The sequence below is a fragment of the Polaromonas sp. CT11-55 genome (assembly GCF_047303325.1).
In the GTDB taxonomy this organism is placed as follows: domain Bacteria; phylum Pseudomonadota; class Gammaproteobacteria; order Burkholderiales; family Burkholderiaceae_C; genus Polaromonas.
Map to the genome: position 1 here is coordinate 78,774 of NZ_JBKBEX010000020.1, position 17,313 is coordinate 96,086.

Below are 17,313 nucleotides of genomic sequence, written 5' to 3' on the forward strand. Positions count from 1 at the left end.
CTGGGCGGCGGCATTCATCCGCCAACGGAAGAAACACTCACACGGCCGGGCACGGCCCGCGCCCATAATCAGGCCACCCCTTTACTTCGCACGCCCCATGACCAAAATTGCCGTCATCGAAGACGATTTGCCCATGAGCAACCAGCTCAGGGGCTGGATTGAATCGGCCCGGCCGGGCATACAGGTTGACCAGTGGTTTACCCGCGACGACGCCGAAGCCGCCATCGCCCGCGAGGGCTACGACGCCGTGGTGCTGGACATCGAGCTGGGGCGCGAACGCCATGCCGGCGTGGCCATCATCAACGCCATCAACAAGCAGCGGCAGGGCACGCCGGTGCTGGTGGTCTCGGCCATGCCGGCCGCCATCTACCGCAGCATCATGAAAGCCCTGGACGCCTGGGACTACCTGCAAAAAACCACGTTTGAGGAAGCCGACTTCATCGAAACCTTCCTGGACATCCTGCGCAGCGCCAAGGCAAACCCCGCGGGCAAGACGCCGGCTACGGATGGCCAGGAGCTGCAACTGGACCCGCTGCGCCAGAACACCGCCATCTGGCGCGGCCAGCGCGTGAACCTGCCGCTGACGGCGCAGCGCATCCTGGCGGCCCTGCATGCGCGCCGTGGCGAGGTGGTCAGCTATGAAGACCTCTACCAGGTGGTCAAGAGCGGCCGCAACCGCGACAACATCCGCAAGCACGTGAGCACCATACGCGATGCCTTCAAGGAAATCGACGCGGCTTTCGAGGGCATTGAAAACGTGCCCATGCGCGGCTTTCGCTGGGCCGAGGCCGATGCCGCCCCGCGCGGCAAGGGCCGGGCGTGAAGCTGCCGGCCGGGCTGGACGTCGAGCGCCTGCTGCCGGCGCGCGTGCCCTTCGGCCTGCGGGTTTTTTTTCGCGGCGCTTTTTTGCTGCTGGGGCTGGCCACCGTTGCGCTGGCCATCGCCGTGCTGCAGGATGAAAAAGAGCGCAGCTACCGCAACTACCAGGACGGCTTTCGCAAGAACCAGGCGCAGATCGCGGCCAAGCTGCGTCATCCCACGGGCCAGCTGGTGCTGCTCAACCCCACGGCCTACGACCATGAGGTCACGCCGCTGCGCCCGCTGGTGCTGCCATTTTCGGCCCTTGATTTTGACGATCGCAACAAGGCCCAGCAGGCGGTGGAGATGGCAGGCTGCCTGGTGCAATACCCCGACGCGGCCTCGATGTGCGTGGCCGTGGGCAACAACCCCTTTGCCGGCGGTTTCCTCTACGCCGTCGGCAGCTTCAACAGCGGGCCCTTGGTGTCGCACAGCTCGGGCACGCTGGATTTGAGCCTGGCGCACCGCGCCCGCATCACGGTCGACATGCGCGGCCAGCGCTACCGCTGGATCGCGCCTTTCCAGGCCATGCAGGCCGTGGATGAGGGCCGCAACGCCTCGCCTTTTGCCAACACCCGGGGGCGGCTGGTGGGTTTTGTCGACGACGGCCCCATCACGCCGGCCAGCCGGCCGGTGCGCGATTTCCGCGGCTGGCTCTGGCAGGACGGGCGCTGCGTGGACGGCGCGCCGGCGGTGGACCCAGATTGCGCCCGGCGCGCCTTCGTCAGCGTGCGCCTGCCGGTGGAGCTGTTTCGCGAGGCGCTGTTTGCCAAGGGCCCGGCCGGCATCGTCTGGCCGCCGGCCGACCTGGACCAGATCAAGGTGCAGGTGGAAATGCTGGCCCCCGGCGAGGGCAAGCCCCTGTTCGACAGCAATGCCGCGGGTGCCACCGCGCCTTTTTCCTGGGCCGAGCTGAGCCCCTTGCTGCTGCCCGGCGAAAAGCTGCGCATACGCAAGCTGGGCGCCGGCGGCGCCGGCAAGGACATCGTGGCGCTGTCCGGCGCCGAGGCCGCCGAGCGCGCCTCGCCGCTGATCGCCTGGCTGATCCGCCGGCTGCAGGTGGAGGGCTACGACGCCCCCGTCACCAGCACCGATATCATCAGCACGCCGCTGGGGCGCTATGAACTTACGCTGACCGGCGACATACGCACCGTCAACAAGGCCCTGACGGCTGTGGCCACCCGCGTGTCCTGGTTTGTGGGCGGCATGCTGCTGGCCATCTTCCTGACCTGGCTGGCGATCGAGCTGCGCATCATCCACCGCATCACCGAGCTGACCCGCCGCGCCGCCACCGTCTCCAAGGGCGTGCGCGCCAGCGACGGCCTGGCGGCGGTGGACCTGGCCGACCTGCGTGGCGGCGACGAACTGGGCGTGCTGGCCGGCGGCCTGCAGGACCTGCTGCAGCGCGTGAACGAGGACGTGCGGCGCGAGCAGATACGCGTGGCCCAGGAAAAAGACACCTGGCATGCGGTCGGCCATGAAATCATGTCGCCGCTGCAGTCGCTGATGGTGCTGCACGGCAGTGCCGACGACCCGGCGCACCGCTATATCAGCCGCATGCAGCAGGCGGTGCGCGTGCTCTACGGCAGCGCCTCGCCCAGCGAGGCGTTTGAATCCACCGCGCTCAATGTGCAGACCCTGGACGCCAATGAATTCCTGAGCCATGTGGCGCGCAACGCGGCGGCGGCCGGCATTCCCGGCGTGGCCTTTGAGCCCCTGGCCCAGCCGGTCACGGTGCGCGCCGACGAATATTCGCTGGAAGATGTGGTTTCGCATGTGCTGCGCAATGCCGAGCGTTACCGCCGGCCCGGCAGCCTGATCCGCATCACGCTGTCCCTGCAGGCGCGGGAGGGCGCCACAGCGCCCGAGGCGTTGATCGCCATCAGCAACCTGGGCCCGCGGATAGAAGCGGACATGCTGGACAAGATTTTTGAATACGGCGTGTCCGACCAGCCGGACGCCGAGGGCGGCACACCGGTACAGCGCGGCCAGGGCCTGTTTGTCGCCAAGACCTATATGGCCAAGATGGGCGGCACCATCAGCGCGCGCAACCTGGATGATGGCGTGTGCCTGGAGCTGCGCCTGCAGTGCGCAGTGGCCTGAAAGTCAAAAGCCCCCAGCGAGCGGTAACTTGCTGGAGGCCTTGTCTTGCCAGCCGGACCGGTAAGCCCGCTGCCATGGAAGAAAGTATCGCCGGGGCGGGGCCGAATAATTTGCTTGATTTGCTGCTGGATTTGACAAATACAGATAAAAAATCTGCAAATTTCCAAAAATCAGATAAATTAGCTGGATGGATACTTTAGACCGGAAAATCCTTCAGGTGTTGCAGGCCGATGCGCGCACCAGCCTGCAAGACATTGGCCAGGCCGTGGGCCTGAGCCCCTCGCCCTGCTGGGGCCGCATCAAGAAGATGGAGGAAGCCGGCGTGATCGAGGGCTACACGGTGCGCCTCAATGCACAGGCCCTGGGCCTGGGCGACACGGTGCTGGTGCAGGTCACGCTGGACAGCCATTCCGACAACACGCTCGAAAAATTCGGCGAAACCCTGGCCGCGATCCCCGAGGTGGTCGAGGCATACCTGGTGTCCGGCGAATACGACTACCTGCTGCGCATCGCTGTGCACGACACCAAGGACTATGAGCGCCTGCTGCGCGAGCGGCTCTACAAGATCAAGGGCATACGCCACAGCAAGTCCAGCTTTGTGCTGCGCACGCTGAAAAAAGCCGATCTCCCTCTGCTGCCGGGCTGAAGCCCGCGGGACCGGCGCCGACAGGGCGCTGGGCAGCCGGCTGACAGCCCCAGGCAGCCCGGTGGCGCACAGTGGACGGGCGCGCCGCTGTGGCGCGGCATCCAAGGGAGAATGTATGCACGCCCCCGGCTTTTCCATCAAGACATGGCTTGCGGCTTCGGCTTGCGCGGCCATTGTGGGCGGCCTGGTGGCCTGCGGCGACACCGCCCTGCTGCCGCCCGAAGCCGGCATGGGCGCCAACCCCACGCTGCCGCAGCCCAGAAAAAGCTTGATCCCCACCGTGAACATCGCGCCGGCCAAGGGTTGGCCCGAAGGCGCCACGCCCACGCCCATGGCCGGCTTGGCCGTGACGGCCCTGGCCACCGGACTGGACCACCCGCGCTGGGTCTATGTGCTGCCCAACGGTGACGTGTTGGTGGCCGAGACCAATGCACCGCCTAAACCCGAGGACGGCAAGGGCCTGCGCGGCTGGTTCATGAAAAAGGTGATGGGCCGGGCCGGGGCCGGCGCGCCCACGGCCAACCGCATCACCTTGCTGCGCGATGCCGACGGCGACGGCAAGGCCGAAAGCCGCAGCGTATTCCTGGAAAACCTCAACTCGCCCTTTGGCATGGTGCTGGTGGGCAATGATTTTTACGTGGCCAATACCGATGCCGTTATGCGCTTTCCCTACCAGGCTGGCCAGACCACCATCACCGCGGCGCCCACCAAGGTAGTGGACCTGCCGGCCGGCCCCATCAACCACCACTGGACCAAAAACATCATCGCCAGCCCGGACGGTAGCAAGCTGTATGTGACGGTGGGCTCCAACAGCAATGTGGGCGAGCGCGGCATGGAGGCCGAGTCCGGCCGCGCCGCCATCTGGGAGGTGGCCGCCAAAACCGGCGCGCACCGCGTATTTGCCTCCGGCCTGCGCAACCCCAATGGCATGGGCTGGGCGCCCGGCACAGGCGCGCTCTGGACGGTGGTCAACGAGCGCGACGAGATCGGCAGCGACCTGGTACCCGATTACCTGAGCTCGGTGCGCGACGGCGTGTTCTACGGCTGGCCTTACAGCTATTACGGCAAGAACGTGGACGAGCGCGTGCGGCCGCCGCGGCCCGACCTGGTCGCCAAGGCCGTGCCGCCCGACTATGCGCTGGGCTCGCATGTGGCGCCGCTGGGCATGGCGTTCTCAGATGGCAAGGCGCTGCCGCCCTCGCTGGCCTCCGGCGTGTTCGTCGGCGAGCACGGCTCCTGGAACCGCAGGCCGCACAGCGGCTACAAGGTGGTGTTTGTGCCCTTCGAGAACGGCTTGCCCTCGGGTTTGCCCCTCGATGTGCTGAGCGGCTTCCTGAGCCCCGAGGGCCATGCCTATGGCAGGCCTGTGGGTGTGGCGATGGACAGGCGCGGTGCGCTGCTGGTGGCCGACGACGTGGGCAATGTCGTCTGGCGCGTGAGCGCTTCTAAATAAGCCGGGCCTTCAAACGGGTGGCAGCACCATGTCGGCCGTGCCCGGCCGCATCCAGCGCGGGTACTCGCGCGAGGTGTCTATGCAGCCGCCCGACTGGTAGACCCCCTTGGGCTCGCGCATGCGCAGCATCAGCTCCAGGATGCGCGCGGTCTCGGCCGGGTCGGCGCTGGAGGCCTTCACGCCGGCTTCGACAATGCTTTCGTTGATGCGCAGCTCGCCGGCTTCGTCGGTGTAGGTGGCGTGCCGCCAGTGGAACAGCTCCAGGCATTTGGCCGTCAGGGTGTAGGGCTGTTCGCGCTTCCAGAAGTTGGTGAACAGGCCGTTGCCGATGTAAAACACCCAGGAGCCTTCGTAACCTGAGACGTCCGAGGAATGCTCGTCGGGGTTGCGAAACCACAGGCGGTCGCCGGGCACGTAGTATTTGGGCGGCAGCGGCTGCTCCATGGAGCCGTATTCGCGCAGGAACACATCATGGAACTTGCCCGACATGATGGCGCGCCGCTCCCAGCGCTGCTGCAGGCCGGCCAGCAGGGCCGGGTTGCAAGCCTCCAGCTCCTGCGCGATGGCCAGCAGGATCACATACTCGGTCGCGCGGTAGCAGGAAAAGGAATACAGCTTGCCGGAAGCCTCGGGCTGGGTGGCTTTTTGCAAGGCGGGAATCAGCGCGTGGCCGGGCCGCACGGTGAAACCGTCGTCTTCGGAGTAGGTCCAGCAGTCCTCGGGCCGGTTGACCTCGGTGGTATGGAATTCCAGGGCCGTCCTGCGCGCGGCGACCACGATGTTGCGGCGCACGCGCACCGCCGAGGCCAGCTCTTCATGGCTGGGAAACTCGAAGGCAATCGGGCTGAGCAGCATGGCCAGCAGGATTTCACGCTCCAGGTCCTCGCTGCTGTTGACGGTGTCGAGTTGCAGTTTTCCGGCCAGGCCCAGGGTGTCCAGGCCGGGCGCCCATTTTTCGGCCAGGCCGGCCCTGAGGCGAAAGCGCCGGCCCGCGGCGGCGCCCTCGCGAGCCGGTAGTTCCGCAGTTTCCACGGCGTCCTGCAGGCCCAGTTGCTCGAGCTGCACGAGGAAGCGGTAAGTAGACGCCGCCAGCGCATCGGCCGTGCCGGCGTGAAGGTGTATGCCCGCGACGGCGAGGCTGGGAGTGGGGCTGAGGGCTGCGCTCATGTGCCAAAGAGTATCTTTGCTTGGCGCGATCCCGGCAATGGTGAAAACACCACGGAAGCCGATGCAAGGTTTGCGTCAGCGTTTAGACCGTCAACAGGTTCTCAGGCGTAGGTGATCCAGCTCGCGTGCTCGGGCGCGTCCAGGTGCGGCAGCGTGTTGTAGGTCACCAGCATGTGGCGCTTGGGCGTGAAGGCGAACTCGGTGAGTGAGCAGTTGCGTATGCGCAGGTTGAGCTCTATGGTGGTTTCCGGGCTGGTGCCCAGCACGTGGCCCACGGCCGTGGAGATAGGCCCGCCGCTGGAGACCAGCAGCACATTGCCGCTGTGCGTGCTGCGGATATGGTCCAGCACGTCGGTGATGCCGGCGACGAATTCCGTGTAACTGGGCATGCCCTTGGGGCTGACGACGCCGGCCATCCATTGCGTCAGGCCGTCGCGCAACAGGCGGAAATGGCCGCGGTATTCCTCGGGGGTGGTGGGTTTTTCCAGCTTGTGCGGATGGATCGCGCCTATCACCGCATGGCTGTCGTATTCATTCAATCCGGGCCGCTGCTCGGCTTGCATATCAATCCCCATGCCTTCGCAGATACCGGCAAAGGTGTTGACCTGGCGCTGCAGCGTGCCGGTGAAGGCCGCGTCAAAGCTGATGCCTTTGTACTTGAAGTATTCCCCCAGGCGAACACTTTGCTGGCGCCCTATGGGGCTGAGCACGTCGTAGTCGTCTTCGCCAAACGAGGCCTGGCCGTGGCGCACGAGGTAGAGGGTTCCCATGGGCAGATTGTGACGAAGCCGGAATGGGCTCCCAGTCCCGCGTGTGACCGCTCAGCCGTTCAGGAGCACCTTGGCGACAGTGGCAGTATCGACATTGCCGCCGCTCAGCGAAATGCCCACGACCTGCCCCTTTAATTGCGCACGCTCCTGCATCGCGGCGGCAAAACTCGCCGCGCCCGCGCCTTCGGCCACATTGTGGGTGTCGGCGTACAGCTCGCGCATGGCCTGGGCGACTTCGTCGTCCGTCACCTTCACGACGTGGTCCAGGTGCGGCCGCAGGATGTCCAGCGCGGCCGGGTCGGCAACGCGGCAGGCCATGCCGTCGGCCAGCTGCGTGGTCACGGGCGCTTCCACCACGCGGCCGGCGGCCAGCGAGTCGGCATAGGTGGTGGCATGTGCGCTCACCACCCCGACGATGCGCAGCTTGCGGCCCAGCGCCAGCTTGGCGGCAATCGCCGAGCAGGCGCCTGAGCCCTGGCCTATGGGCACATAGACCACGTCCAGCTGCGGCACGGCCAGCATGAATTCCCACCAGTAGGTGCTGACGCCGCGCAGCAGGTCGGCATGGAAGCTGGGCACCATGTGGGCGCCGCGCTCGGTGGCCAGTGCGATGGCGAACTCGCGGCTTGCCTGGAAGTCGTCGCCGTGCTCGATCAGCGTCACGCCGAGTGCGCGCATGGCGGCGTTTTTCTCCAGCGAGTTGCCGTGCGGAACCACGATGGTGCAGGCCACGCCGTGGGCGCGCGCCGCCCAGCCTATGCTCTGGCCGTGGTTGCCCCGCGTGGCGCTGACGACCTGCGCGGGCAGTTCGCCGCGCCGCTGCAGCGCCTCGAAGTAGGTGAGCCCGCCGCGCAGCTTGAAGGCGCCGACCGGTGTGTGGTTTTCGTGCTTGATCCAGCAGTCGGTGCCCAGGCGTTGGCTGGACAGGCCCCAGCAGTATTGCGGCGTGGCCTGGAATTCGCGGTACACCACGCAGGCCGCGTCTTCGATCTCGCGCAGCGAGGGCAGCAGCTTGCCGGCTCTTTCCAGCCCGGGCGCCCGATCCAGCACGGCGCTCATGTGGCCGCCCGTTTTTCGGTCAGCAGGCGCAGCGCCAGCAGGCCCAGCACCGTGCCCATCACATAACGCTGCACGCGCATCCAGCTGATGTTGCGGTTCAGGAAGCCGGCGATGGCCGCGGCAAAGCAGATCAGTACCGTGTTCACGCTGGTACTCACGCTGATCTGCACCGCGCCCAGCGTCAGGCTTTGCAGCAGCAGGTCGCCGCGCTCGGGGTGCAGGAACTGCGGGAAGAAGGAGAGGTAAAACATCGCCACCTTGGGATTGAGCAGGTTGGTCATAAAGCCCATGAGGAACAGCGTGCGCGGCGGGTCGTGTGGCAGTTCACGGGTTTCAAAGGGCGCGAGGCCGCCGGGCTTGACGGCCTGCCAGGCCAGCCACAGCAGATAGGCCGCGCCCGCCACCTTGATCGCGTCAAAGGCCACCGGCACGGCCAGCAGCAGCGCCGTGAGCCCGAAGGACGCGGCCAGCAGGTGCACCACAAAACCCAGGGCCACGCCACTGAGCGACACCAGGCCGGCGCGGGGGCCCTGGCACAGCGTGCGAGAGATGCAATAAATCATGTTGGGCCCGGGCGTGATCACCAGCACAAAGGCGGCAAGGGCAAACCAGGCGAGTTCGGTCGTGGTAAACATGGCATTCATAAGCTCTATATCCCCTTTGATTCAAGCGTGACAAGGCCGTGCGGCGTCTGCAGTGTGGCGATCAGGTTGGGCGGACCCTGCGACAGGCCCACACCGGCCAGGCCTATGGCCTCGTAGCCGGCACGCAAAGCGTCGGGTCTCGGGTGGCTGGCGTGCAGCGACTGCAGCGTGATGCCCGAGGGCGCCATGCTTTGGCTGGGATGGGTCTCGCCCCACTGGATCAGTGTCGGCAGCGCGCCATAGAACAGGCGCTGGCCGTCCTCGCGCACCGTGATCTTCCAGGACAGCAGGCCTTGCGGCGTCATGCGCGAAGCCTCCAGCAGCTCGCCGCGGTCCAGCCCCAGGCGCGCCAGCGCGCGCACGCCGCCCTGCGCCCGGGCGGTGGAGGCCGCGAAGTGCGCGAGCTGCGGCCCGCCTTTGCTGAGCTGCAGCTGCAGCTCCAGGTCGTCCAGGTCAAACCAGCGCCTGGCCGGGGCCGGGCGCGTGCAGGGCTTGCCCGGCTGGATTGCAATGATTTCAAAATAAGCCGTGGGGAAGGCCGGCGAGGCGATGCTGAAGAGCCGGTTGTGCGTGCCCATCAGCGCATGCTCGCCGCCCGGTCCCGGCGTGATGCCCAGCACGCGCTCGCACCACTGCACGCCCTGCTCCAGGCTGGCCGCCACTACCACCAGGTGGTCGACCTGCGAGGCCAGCGGAGGGGATGCGGTGGTGTTCTCCATGGCTTAAAGCGTCACGCTTCCATCGATGCAGCTCACCGACTCACCGCCCACCCAGACCTGGCCGGCGGCGTCGCGCCCCAGGTGCACCTGGCCCGCGCGGCCCAGGCACACGCCTTGCGAGGCGGTGTAGCGCTCGGGCGCATGGCCTTCGGCGATCAGCCACTGCGCCAGGCTGGCATTGAGGCTGCCGGTGACCGGGTCTTCGTCGACGCCGATGGGCGAGGCAAAAGCGCGCACTTCAAAGTCGGGCGCAAAAGACGGCTGGGACGCCGCAAACGCCCTGGCCTCGCGGTTGGCGCGGGCGATCAGCGGGGCGGCGTCTTCGTGCGGGTAGCGTGCAACGACGCCTATCTTGGTGCCCAGCTTGGCCAGTGCCCTGTGGTCGGGCGCCAGGCTCAGCACGGTCTCGGGGCTGTCCAGCAGCAGGCCCAGCCAGAGCGGGCCGTTGTCCAGGCATTGCGCGGCCAGCACCTGGCTGGCCTTGAGCCCCAGCGCCGTCGCCACCTGGGCCAGCACCGTGGGGCTGGGTGCCGAGCGCTTGAGCGCCGGCGCGGCAAAGGCCAGGCGCTGACTGCCGGGCTCGCGGCGGATCTTGACCAGGCCCACCTTGCATTCCTGCACGATGAAGTCTTTGGAATGCGGCTGCCCGCCGGCCTCCAGCCAGCTGTGGCAGCTGCCCAGCGTGGGGTGGCCGGCAAAGGGCAGCTCGCCGCCGGGCGTGAAGATGCGCACCCGGTAGTCGGCTGTGGCATCCGTGGGCGGCAGCAGGAAGGTTGTCTCCGACAGGTTGGTCCATTTGGCAAAACGCTGCATGGCGGCATCGTCCAGGCCGCTGCCGTCCAGTACCACGGCCAGGGGATTGCCGTAGTAAGGGGTCGGGGTGAATACGTCGACTTGCTTGAATGCGCGCTGCTTCATGGGGGTCCCGGTTTTCCAGAAAAAAGTTGAATGGTTGAAGATTTATGACAGGGGAAGGTCCAGCACGCCGCGCGAGGCCGGCCGCGCCAGCAGGTTTTGGTACCAGCGGTCCAGGTGGGGCCGCGCGGGCCGCGGCTGCGGCAGGCCGAACCAGCGGTGCATTTCGCAGCCCAGCGGGATGTCGGCCATGCCGAATTGCTCGCCGCCTATGTAGGCATGCTCGGCCAGGTGCGCGTCGAGCAAAGCCAGCAGCGGCTCGGTGGCGGCCACCGACTGCGCGATGAGTCCAGCATTGCGCTGCTCCGCCGGCGTGCGTATCAGCTGCACAAAAGCCGCGCGGCCGGCCGGGTTGAAGGTGGTCTGCTGCCAGTCCATCCACTGCTCGGCGGCAAAACGCTGCGGCAGCGCCGTAGGGTAGAAGTTGCCCGCCGAATATTTCGCGCACAGGTAGCGCACGATGACGTTGGACTCCCAGACGAGGACCTCGCCGTCTTCCATCAGCGGCACCAGCGCATTCGGGTTCTTGCGGCGGTAGTCGGCCTCCTTGACGATGCCGAACTGCCCGCCGGCATCGGTGCGCTGCAGGGTCAGGCCCAGTTCCTGGGCGGCCCAGACGACTTTGCGCACATTGATGGAGCTGATGCGCCCCCAGAGATGAAGCATGTCAGATTCCTTTGGAAGGTCGGTCGAGAAAAACAAGCCTGAGCGCGAGACCGGCCATGGTGAAAGCCAGCAGGCCGCGCTGGAATTTCGCGGCGCCGGGCCGCGCCTGCAGGCGGCGGCCTATCTGGCCGCTGAAGGCGCCGAGCATGGTGTTGAACACCAGCGCCAGCGCCGACAGCAGCACGCCCAGCACCAGCAGCTGCAAGGTCACGTGGCCGCGCGCCGGGTTCACGAACTGCGGCAGGAAGACCATGAAAAACAGCAGCGCTTTCGGGTTCACCAGGTTGTTGAGCCAGGCCATGCGCACAATGCGCGCGAAACCGGCGGGCTGGGCCTGCGCGTGATCACGCGCGCCGGCCGGCCGCAAGGCCTGCCAGGCCAGCCACAGCAAGTAGAGCGCGCCGGCGTAGCGCAGCACATCGAAGGAGGGCGGCCAGGCCGCGACCAGCGCGGTCACCCCCGTCGCGGCGCTGAGCGTGTGCACCAGGTCTGCCGCCGAGATGCCTATGGCCGCCGCAAAACCGCCGCGCACGCCGTGCGTCAGCCCGTGCGAGAGCACAAACGCCATGTTGGGGCCGGGCGAAATGAAAAGCGCCAGGACCGCCAGCACGAACAGCGACAGCGTGCCCGCGTCCATCATGCGGCCGCGCGCAATTCAGGCAGACCCGTGGGCAACTGCTCCCGGATCGCCGCGGCCAGAGCGGCGATGCCGATGTTGATCTGCTCGACGCTGGAGGTCACGAACGACAGGCGCAGCGTGCGGGCGTCGGCATGGTCGGCGTAAAAGGCCCAGCCGGGCACAAAGGCCACGTTGCGCTCCACGGCCTTGGGCAGCAGGTCGATGGCGTTCATGCCCTCGGGCAGGCGCACCCACAAAAACATGCCGCCGGCCGGCGTGTTCCAGCTCACGCCCTTGGGCATGTCGCGCTGCATGGCGGCCAGCATGGCGTCGCGCTGCGATTTGTAGAGCGCGCGTATGGTCGGCACGTGGCGTTCCAGGAAGTTGTTCTTCATGGTCTCGACGACCATGCGTTGGTTGAAGCCAGGCGTGTGCAGGTCGGCCGCCTGCTTGGCCTGCAGCAGCTTGGGGTAGAGCGATTTGGGCGCGACCATAAAGCCCAGGCGCAGGCCGGGCGCCAGGATCTTGGAGAAGGAGCCCATGTAGACGCAGCCCTCGGGGTTGCGAGCCGTCAGCGGCAGCGGCGGCGGCGTGTCGAACCACAGGTCGCCGTAGGGGTTGTCCTCGACGATGGGCAGGCCCAGGCGAGCGGCTTCGGCACTCAGTGCGGCACGGCGCGCCTCGCTCATGGTGCGGCCGGTCGGGTTCTGGAAGTTGGGCAGCACATAAAAGAAACGCGCGCCGGCGGCCTTGCTCGCCAGGTCGGCGATGTCAACGCCTTCCTCGTCGCTGGCCACGCCCACAACCTCGGGCTCCATGGGCGTGAAAGCCTGCAACGCGCCCAGGTAGGTGGGTGTTTCCACCAGCACGCGGCTGCCGGCGTCTATCAATATCTTGGCGATCAAATCGAGGCCCTGCTGTGAGCCGGTGGTGATCAGCACCTGGGCCGGATCGACCTCCCAGGGCAGCATGGCGGCCACCATCTCGCGCAGCGGCGCGTAGCCTTCGCTGGCCGCGTACTGCAGCGCCGCATGGCCGTCCTCGCGCAGCACCTTGTCGCAGGCCTCGCGGAAGGCGGCGACCGGAAAGGTCTTGGGCGAGGGCAGGCCCCCAGCGAAGCTGATGATGCCGGGCTTCTCGGTGACCTTGAGGATCTCGCGGATCACCGAAGGGTTCATCTTGTGGGCGCGCTGCGCCTGGGTCCATGTCATGTCGCTCATCTCACTCTCCTCCTTGGGGGGCCGCCGCGGGCGGCCCGGCTCACACAATGGTTGAAAAATTCAGGGTGCTACGGCGCACGGCTGCCGGGTATGGCAACCATGATCGCAGGCTGGCGGTTTTGCGCAAGAAACTTTCATGCGGCCGCTCAATCCACCACAAACAGGGTGGCGCCCAGCGGCGAGGTCGAGCGGTGCGCTTCGGCTTGGTCGGCGACCTGGTAGCTCATGCCGGGCTCCAGCGTGAAGCTGCGGCCGTCCTCGAGCTCGGTGTGCAACTGGCCCTGCAGGCACAGCAGGATGTGGCCTTTTTGGCACCAGTGGTCGGACACATAGCCCGGCGTGTACTCGACCATGCGCACGCGCACGTCGCCGAACTTCTGCGTGCGCCAGAAGGCCTTGCCTTCCAGGGCCGAATGTTCGGTGCGGTCCACGGCGGACCAGTCGGTAGTGCCGAAGGGAATGTTGGCGATGTTCATGCGGGAACTCCCTGGCTGCGGTCGCGCTGGTTGGGCGTGATGTGTTCGATCTTGCCGTCGCCGTAGGAGCGCAGCACCTGCGAGATGACAATGTGAAATCCCTTGTACCACTGGGTGTACTGGCGTTTGGCTTCCAGGTGCTTGGGGTGGGCCGAGAAAGCGCGCAGCGCCTCCTGGTTGTCCCAGAAATAGGTCGCGTTGCTGCGCGTGCCGTCGGGCGAGCGCCAGGTTTCCGCGCCCAGGTAGCCCGGAGTGGCATGGGCAGCCTCCTCGATCAGCGCGTCCAGCGCGTGGAAGCGCTCGTCGTAGGTGCCGGGCTCGAAAATAAAAGAGGCGCAGTACATCAGGTCTTCCTTGGGTGCAGCAATGAAGGAGGCATGGCGGCCGGCTGGTGCACCGGCATTTTTTTGCCGATGAACACGGTAGCGATCACCGCCAGCCCGAAGCCCACGGTCACGGCGTCCAGGCGTTCGCCCAGCAGCGGCACCGCGAACAGCATGGACATAAACGGCTGCAGCAACTGCACCTGGCTTACGCGCACCGTGCCGCCCAGCGCCAGGCCGCGGTACCAGGCGAAAAAACCCAGCCACATCGAAAACACCGCCACGTAACCAAAGCCCCACCAGGCGGACGCCTTGATGGCAGCAGCAGGCCAGCTGATGGCGGCCAGCGGCAAGGTCAGCGGCAGGGACAGCAGCAACGCCCAGCAGATCACATGTTCAGCCCGCATGCTTTGCGACAGCCTGGCGCCGTAGCCATAACCCACGGCGGCGCACAGCACGGCGGCCAGCAGCAGCAAGTCCGCCAGGCTGATGGAGAGGCCGCCGCTGCCTGATCGCAAGAGGGCAAAAGCCACCACCAGCGCGCTGCCCAGGGCGGCGCACAACCAGAAGCCGGCGGACGGGCGCTGGCGGTGCAGCAAGGCGCCCACGGCGGCGGTCGCCAGCGGCAGGGCGCCGATGATCACGGCGGCATGCACGGCCTCCACATAACGCATGGCAATCGAGGTGAACAGCGGAAAGCCGAAGACCACACCGCCCGCCGTGGCAGCCAGCGGCCACCAGTCCTGGCGCTTGGGAAAGGGCGCGCGCGTGGCCAGCAGGAACACCGCCGAGAGGCCCGCCGCCACCACGGCGCGGCCCAGCGCGATGAAGATGCCGGACATCTGCGGCGCATCCGGCGTGCCTACGGCCAGCCGCGTCATGGGCAGCGTGACCGAAAAGATCACGGTGCCCAGCAGGCCCAGCCACAGGCCTTTGCTGATTTGCGCGTGGGGGCTCATATAAAGAGCATCCAGATTGCGGTGGCCACCAGCACGGCCGCCATGGCGTAGTTGAACCAGCGCAGCCGCAGGCCGCTGCCGTCGGGGCCGCAAAGCCAGTCGCGCAGCAGCGAGCCGGCCAACGCATACACCATGTTGCTCACAAAGGCATACGCCAGCATCACAGGCAGCACGGTGGCCAGGCGCAGGGCGGGCGCCTCGCGGCCGGCGATCCAGCCGCTGACGATGGCCAGCGCCAGCATCCAGGCCTTGATGTTGACGAATTGCAGCGCCGCGCCCTGCCAGAAGGTGACGTTCAGCCGGGAGGCGTCGGCCGGGCTGAGCTGGCGCGATTGGGAAACCTTGAAGGCCAGCCACAGCAGGTAGGCCACGCCGATGATCTTGACGGCCCAGCTCAGCAGCGGCACCGCCAGCACCAGCGCGCCCAGGCCCAGCGCGCAGACCAGCAGCAGCGCCCCCCAGCCCACGGGCACGGCGCAGACAAAGGGCAGCGCGCGGCGGAAACCGTGATTGGCGCCCAGCGCGGTGGACAGCGTGGTGTTGGGCCCGGGCGAAAAACTCATCGCCGTGGCCAGCACCAGTAAAGCCGTAAATTCTTGCCAGTTCATGTTTCCCACTTTATAGTTGAAAGCAGTACACCACCAATACAGTTAGCGGTACAAATTCCAAAACTGTATTGGTCAAATAATCAGCACACCACGCCCTGCCGAGGGCGGTGAACAGGAGAAAGGCCGAGCCATGTTGATGAAAGCCGCTTCACAATCCCTGACCGAACAGCTCTCGGCGCGTTTTGCCGAGCGCATACGCAGCCGCCTGCTGGCGCCGGGCGCGCGCCTGCCATCGGTGCGGCTGTGCGCCGAGCAGCAGGGCGTGAGCGTCTCCACCGTGGTGGCCGCGTATGACCAGCTGCTGGCGCAGGGCCTGGTGGTGGCGCGCAAGAACCGCGGTTTTTTTGTGCGCGATGCCTCGCTCAATGCGGCTTCGGCGCCCGCCGCCAAAGCGCCTGCGGCGGCGCACACCGGAAAACATGGAGCGGCGCAGGCGGCCGACCTGGCGCCGCTGGGCGCCTGGAGCACCGCCAGCTGGATGGCCACGCGCCAGGCGCCGGTTGACGCCACCGCGCTGATACGCGGCATGTTCCACAAGGTCAGCAACAAGCCGCAGCCCGGCATGGGCGTGTTTCCGCCCGACTGGCTGGAAACCACCTTCATGCCCGCAGCCGTGCGCAAGGTCACCAGCGTCAGCGCGCTGCGGGATTTTTCGCTGCAGTACGGCGAGCCCATGGGCGACAGCGGCCTGCGCCGTGCGCTGTCGCAGAAACTGAGCGCGCTCAATGTGCATGCCGTCCCCGAGCAGATCATCACCACCGTGGGCGCCACACATGCGTTGGATATCGTGAGCCGCACGCTGCTGCGCGCCGGCGACTGCGTGATGGTGGAGGAGCCCGGCTGGGCCGTGGAGTTCGCCCGGCTGGACGCCTTGGGCATGCGCATACTGCCGGTGCCGCGCCGCGCTGACGGGCCCGACCTTGAAGTGATGGCGCAGTACTGCGAAATCCACCAGCCCAAGCTGTTTGTCAGCGTCAGCGTATTCCACAACCCCACCGGCTATTGCCTCACGCCGGGCAGCGCGCATCGCGTGCTGCAGCTGGCGATGCAGCACAACTTCCACATTGTTGAAGACGACACCTACAGCCACCTGGCGCCCGAACACGCGACCCGGCTGTGCTCGCTCGACGGCCTGCAGCGCACGATTTACGTCAGCGGTTTCGCCAAAATCCTCGCGCCGGGCTGGCGCGTCGGTTTCATGGCAGCGCCCCCCGACCTGGTCGAGCGCCTGCTGGACACCAAGCTGCTGGCCACGCTGACCACACCGGCCCTGCTGGAAAAAGCGCTGGCCTGGTGCATAGACCAGGGCCAGCTGCGCCGCCATGCCGAGCGCATACGCACCCGGCTCGATGCCGCACGCGCGCGCAGCGTCAAGCTGGCAATTGCCCACGGCTGCAACTTCGCGACCGAGCCTGCCGGCCTGTTCGGCTGGGTGGACACCGGCGTGGACACCGATGCGCTGGCCCAGCGCATGCTCGACGAGGGCTACCTGATCGCCCCGGGAGCGCTGTTCCACGCGGTGCGGGCGCCCAGCACGCTGATGCGGATCAATTTTGCGACCACGCAGGAGGCGGCGTTCTGGAAGGTTTTTGCCAGGTTGAGAGATGCGGTGAAGTAGCCGGGTCTTGCTCCGGCTGGGCGCGCTCTTCCCCTTCTCTCCTTCTCCTCTCTTCGTCTTTCTGCTTACTCTGCTAAAGACGGCTGGCCGGGGTCGCCCGGCATGCGACTCACTTTTTTTGCTTCGCCAAAAAAAGTAAGCAAAAAAAGGCGACCCTGGTTCCTGCGTCCCTTCGCTTCGCTACGGGCAACCTGCGGTGCTCGGTCCAGCCGGGGTCAAAAACAACTCGCCTTCGGCTCAAACAAGTTTTTGCCCTGATCCGTCTGGCCCTGCGCTCCTCGGCGCATCCACAAGGGGTGGGGACAAGGAATGCCAAACAGCCGAATACCAATACCGAATACCTGAAGAAACAAGGACTCGCCATGGCGAACCCTTGTTTGTCTTGGTTTGTTCTTTGGTATTTGTCTCCTGTCCCCGATCCCGATTGCCCCGTCCTGGCTGGGCCGAGGAGCGCAGACGTAGGCGGATCAGGGATCGCGCTTGTTTGAGC

The 17,313-nt window shown here is 66.5% G+C and carries 19 protein-coding genes; 6 read left to right on the forward strand and 13 right to left on the reverse strand.

Translation table 11 applies throughout. The features are described from left to right. Nucleotides 1-97 precede the first annotated feature (97 nt). From ACEN8I_RS17465 to ACEN8I_RS17485, 5 genes are all read left to right on the forward strand, one after another. Complete coding sequence (locus tag ACEN8I_RS17465; RefSeq protein WP_413329831.1) at nt 98-823, forward strand: response regulator transcription factor; 726 nt, start codon at nt 98-100, stop codon at nt 821-823. After that, nucleotides 820-2,961 (forward strand): ATP-binding protein, encoded by a 2,142-nt coding sequence (locus ACEN8I_RS17470; RefSeq protein ID WP_413329832.1) that lies wholly within the window; start codon nt 820-822, stop codon nt 2,959-2,961. Before ACEN8I_RS17465 ends, ACEN8I_RS17470 begins: the two co-directional genes overlap by 4 nt. Nucleotides 2,962-3,035: 74 nt before the next feature. Further along, nucleotides 3,036-3,161 carry a hypothetical protein gene (locus ACEN8I_RS17475; RefSeq protein WP_413329834.1) on the forward strand — a complete coding sequence of 42 codons (126 nt, stop codon included), beginning with the start codon at nt 3,036-3,038 and terminating at the stop codon, nt 3,159-3,161. Next, on the forward strand, nt 3,149-3,607 hold the full coding sequence (locus ACEN8I_RS17480; RefSeq protein ID WP_413329835.1) for an Lrp/AsnC family transcriptional regulator: 459 nt from the start codon (nt 3,149-3,151) through the stop codon (nt 3,605-3,607). The genes ACEN8I_RS17475 and ACEN8I_RS17480 overlap by 13 nt, the downstream gene beginning before the upstream one ends. 115 nt (nt 3,608-3,722) lie before the next feature. Next, nucleotides 3,723-5,060, forward strand: coding sequence for a PQQ-dependent sugar dehydrogenase (locus ACEN8I_RS17485; protein ID WP_413329836.1), 1,338 nt, complete (start codon nt 3,723-3,725; stop codon nt 5,058-5,060). Between the two features lie 9 nt (nt 5,061-5,069). Here ACEN8I_RS17485 and ACEN8I_RS17490 read toward each other — a convergent pair whose 3' ends face one another. The 13 genes from ACEN8I_RS17490 to ACEN8I_RS17550 all read right to left on the reverse strand — a co-directional run bounded on the left by ACEN8I_RS17490 (nt 5,070) and on the right by ACEN8I_RS17550 (nt 15,205). Further along, nucleotides 5,070-6,227 carry a hypothetical protein gene (locus ACEN8I_RS17490; protein WP_413329838.1) on the reverse strand — a complete coding sequence of 386 codons (1,158 nt, stop codon included), beginning with the start codon at nt 6,225-6,227 and terminating at the stop codon, nt 5,070-5,072. A gap of 101 nt (nt 6,228-6,328) precedes the next feature. After that, nucleotides 6,329-6,997, reverse strand: coding sequence for a histidine phosphatase family protein (locus tag ACEN8I_RS17495; RefSeq protein WP_413329840.1), 669 nt, complete (start codon nt 6,995-6,997; stop codon nt 6,329-6,331). 51 nt (nt 6,998-7,048) lie between these two features. Beyond that, on the reverse strand, nt 7,049-8,056 hold the full coding sequence (locus ACEN8I_RS17500; RefSeq protein ID WP_413329841.1) for a threonine dehydratase: 1,008 nt from the start codon (nt 8,054-8,056) through the stop codon (nt 7,049-7,051). Continuing rightward, nucleotides 8,053-8,691 carry a LysE family translocator gene (locus ACEN8I_RS17505; protein ID WP_413329856.1) on the reverse strand — a complete coding sequence of 213 codons (639 nt, stop codon included), beginning with the start codon at nt 8,689-8,691 and terminating at the stop codon, nt 8,053-8,055. Before ACEN8I_RS17505 ends, ACEN8I_RS17500 begins: the two co-directional genes overlap by 4 nt. A gap of 14 nt (nt 8,692-8,705) precedes the next feature. Beyond that, a complete protein-coding gene (locus ACEN8I_RS17510; protein ID WP_413329842.1) occupies nt 8,706-9,419 on the reverse strand; it encodes a VOC family protein in 714 nt (237 codons plus the stop codon). A 3-nt stretch (nt 9,420-9,422) separates the two neighbouring features. After that, nucleotides 9,423-10,337, reverse strand: a complete 915-nt coding sequence (locus tag ACEN8I_RS17515) for a PhzF family phenazine biosynthesis protein (protein WP_413329843.1) — start codon at nt 10,335-10,337, stop codon at nt 9,423-9,425. A gap of 42 nt (nt 10,338-10,379) precedes the next feature. Next, nucleotides 10,380-11,000 (reverse strand): glutathione S-transferase, encoded by a 621-nt coding sequence (locus tag ACEN8I_RS17520; protein WP_413329844.1) that lies wholly within the window; start codon nt 10,998-11,000, stop codon nt 10,380-10,382. Nucleotide 11,001: 1 nt separating this feature from the next. Next, nucleotides 11,002-11,640 carry a LysE family translocator gene (locus tag ACEN8I_RS17525; protein WP_413329845.1) on the reverse strand — a complete coding sequence of 213 codons (639 nt, stop codon included), beginning with the start codon at nt 11,638-11,640 and terminating at the stop codon, nt 11,002-11,004. Beyond that, nucleotides 11,637-12,830: a PLP-dependent aminotransferase family protein gene (locus tag ACEN8I_RS17530; RefSeq protein ID WP_413329857.1), complete on the reverse strand. Its 1,194-nt coding sequence runs from the start codon at nt 12,828-12,830 to the stop codon at nt 11,637-11,639. Before ACEN8I_RS17530 ends, ACEN8I_RS17525 begins: the two co-directional genes overlap by 4 nt. Nucleotides 12,831-12,985: 155 nt before the next feature. Next, nucleotides 12,986-13,315, reverse strand: a complete 330-nt coding sequence (locus tag ACEN8I_RS17535; protein ID WP_413329846.1) for a DHCW motif cupin fold protein — start codon at nt 13,313-13,315, stop codon at nt 12,986-12,988. Next, a complete protein-coding gene (locus ACEN8I_RS17540; RefSeq protein WP_413329848.1) occupies nt 13,312-13,659 on the reverse strand; it encodes an antibiotic biosynthesis monooxygenase family protein in 348 nt (115 codons plus the stop codon). Before ACEN8I_RS17540 ends, ACEN8I_RS17535 begins: the two co-directional genes overlap by 4 nt. Continuing rightward, nucleotides 13,659-14,597: a DMT family transporter gene (locus tag ACEN8I_RS17545; protein WP_413329849.1), complete on the reverse strand. Its 939-nt coding sequence runs from the start codon at nt 14,595-14,597 to the stop codon at nt 13,659-13,661. Before ACEN8I_RS17545 ends, ACEN8I_RS17540 begins: the two co-directional genes overlap by 1 nt. Continuing rightward, complete coding sequence (locus ACEN8I_RS17550) at nt 14,594-15,205, reverse strand: LysE family translocator (protein WP_413329850.1); 612 nt, start codon at nt 15,203-15,205, stop codon at nt 14,594-14,596. Before ACEN8I_RS17550 ends, ACEN8I_RS17545 begins: the two co-directional genes overlap by 4 nt. Nucleotides 15,206-15,335: 130 nt before the next feature. On the opposite strand from ACEN8I_RS17550, the gene ACEN8I_RS17555 reads away from it, so the two are divergent. After that, nucleotides 15,336-16,823 (forward strand): PLP-dependent aminotransferase family protein, encoded by a 1,488-nt coding sequence (locus ACEN8I_RS17555; RefSeq protein WP_413329851.1) that lies wholly within the window; start codon nt 15,336-15,338, stop codon nt 16,821-16,823. The last annotated feature ends 490 nt before the right edge of the window (nt 16,824-17,313 follow it).

Coding starts and splice junctions, on each gene's coding strand:
- ACEN8I_RS17515 (WP_413329843.1), bottom strand. CDS start 10,337: ATGAAGCAGCGCGCATTCAAGCAAGTCGACGTATTCACCCCGACCCCT.
- ACEN8I_RS17540 (WP_413329848.1), bottom strand. CDS start 13,659: ATGTACTGCGCCTCTTTTATTTTCGAGCCCGGCACCTACGACGAGCGC.
- ACEN8I_RS17475 (WP_413329834.1), top strand. CDS start 3,036: ATGGAAGAAAGTATCGCCGGGGCGGGGCCGAATAATTTGCTTGATTTG.
- ACEN8I_RS17535 (WP_413329846.1), bottom strand. CDS start 13,315: ATGAACATCGCCAACATTCCCTTCGGCACTACCGACTGGTCCGCCGTG.
- ACEN8I_RS17505 (WP_413329856.1), bottom strand. CDS start 8,691: ATGTTTACCACGACCGAACTCGCCTGGTTTGCCCTTGCCGCCTTTGTG.
- ACEN8I_RS17465 (WP_413329831.1), top strand. CDS start 98: ATGACCAAAATTGCCGTCATCGAAGACGATTTGCCCATGAGCAACCAG.
- ACEN8I_RS17495 (WP_413329840.1), bottom strand. CDS start 6,997: ATGGGAACCCTCTACCTCGTGCGCCACGGCCAGGCCTCGTTTGGCGAA.
- ACEN8I_RS17525 (WP_413329845.1), bottom strand. CDS start 11,640: ATGATGGACGCGGGCACGCTGTCGCTGTTCGTGCTGGCGGTCCTGGCG.
- ACEN8I_RS17485 (WP_413329836.1), top strand. CDS start 3,723: ATGCACGCCCCCGGCTTTTCCATCAAGACATGGCTTGCGGCTTCGGCT.
- ACEN8I_RS17490 (WP_413329838.1), bottom strand. CDS start 6,227: ATGAGCGCAGCCCTCAGCCCCACTCCCAGCCTCGCCGTCGCGGGCATA.
- ACEN8I_RS17530 (WP_413329857.1), bottom strand. CDS start 12,830: ATGACATGGACCCAGGCGCAGCGCGCCCACAAGATGAACCCTTCGGTG.
- ACEN8I_RS17545 (WP_413329849.1), bottom strand. CDS start 14,597: ATGAGCCCCCACGCGCAAATCAGCAAAGGCCTGTGGCTGGGCCTGCTG.
- ACEN8I_RS17555 (WP_413329851.1), top strand. CDS start 15,336: ATGTTGATGAAAGCCGCTTCACAATCCCTGACCGAACAGCTCTCGGCG.
- ACEN8I_RS17480 (WP_413329835.1), top strand. CDS start 3,149: ATGGATACTTTAGACCGGAAAATCCTTCAGGTGTTGCAGGCCGATGCG.
- ACEN8I_RS17500 (WP_413329841.1), bottom strand. CDS start 8,056: ATGAGCGCCGTGCTGGATCGGGCGCCCGGGCTGGAAAGAGCCGGCAAG.
- ACEN8I_RS17510 (WP_413329842.1), bottom strand. CDS start 9,419: ATGGAGAACACCACCGCATCCCCTCCGCTGGCCTCGCAGGTCGACCAC.
- ACEN8I_RS17550 (WP_413329850.1), bottom strand. CDS start 15,205: ATGAACTGGCAAGAATTTACGGCTTTACTGGTGCTGGCCACGGCGATG.
- ACEN8I_RS17520 (WP_413329844.1), bottom strand. CDS start 11,000: ATGCTTCATCTCTGGGGGCGCATCAGCTCCATCAATGTGCGCAAAGTC.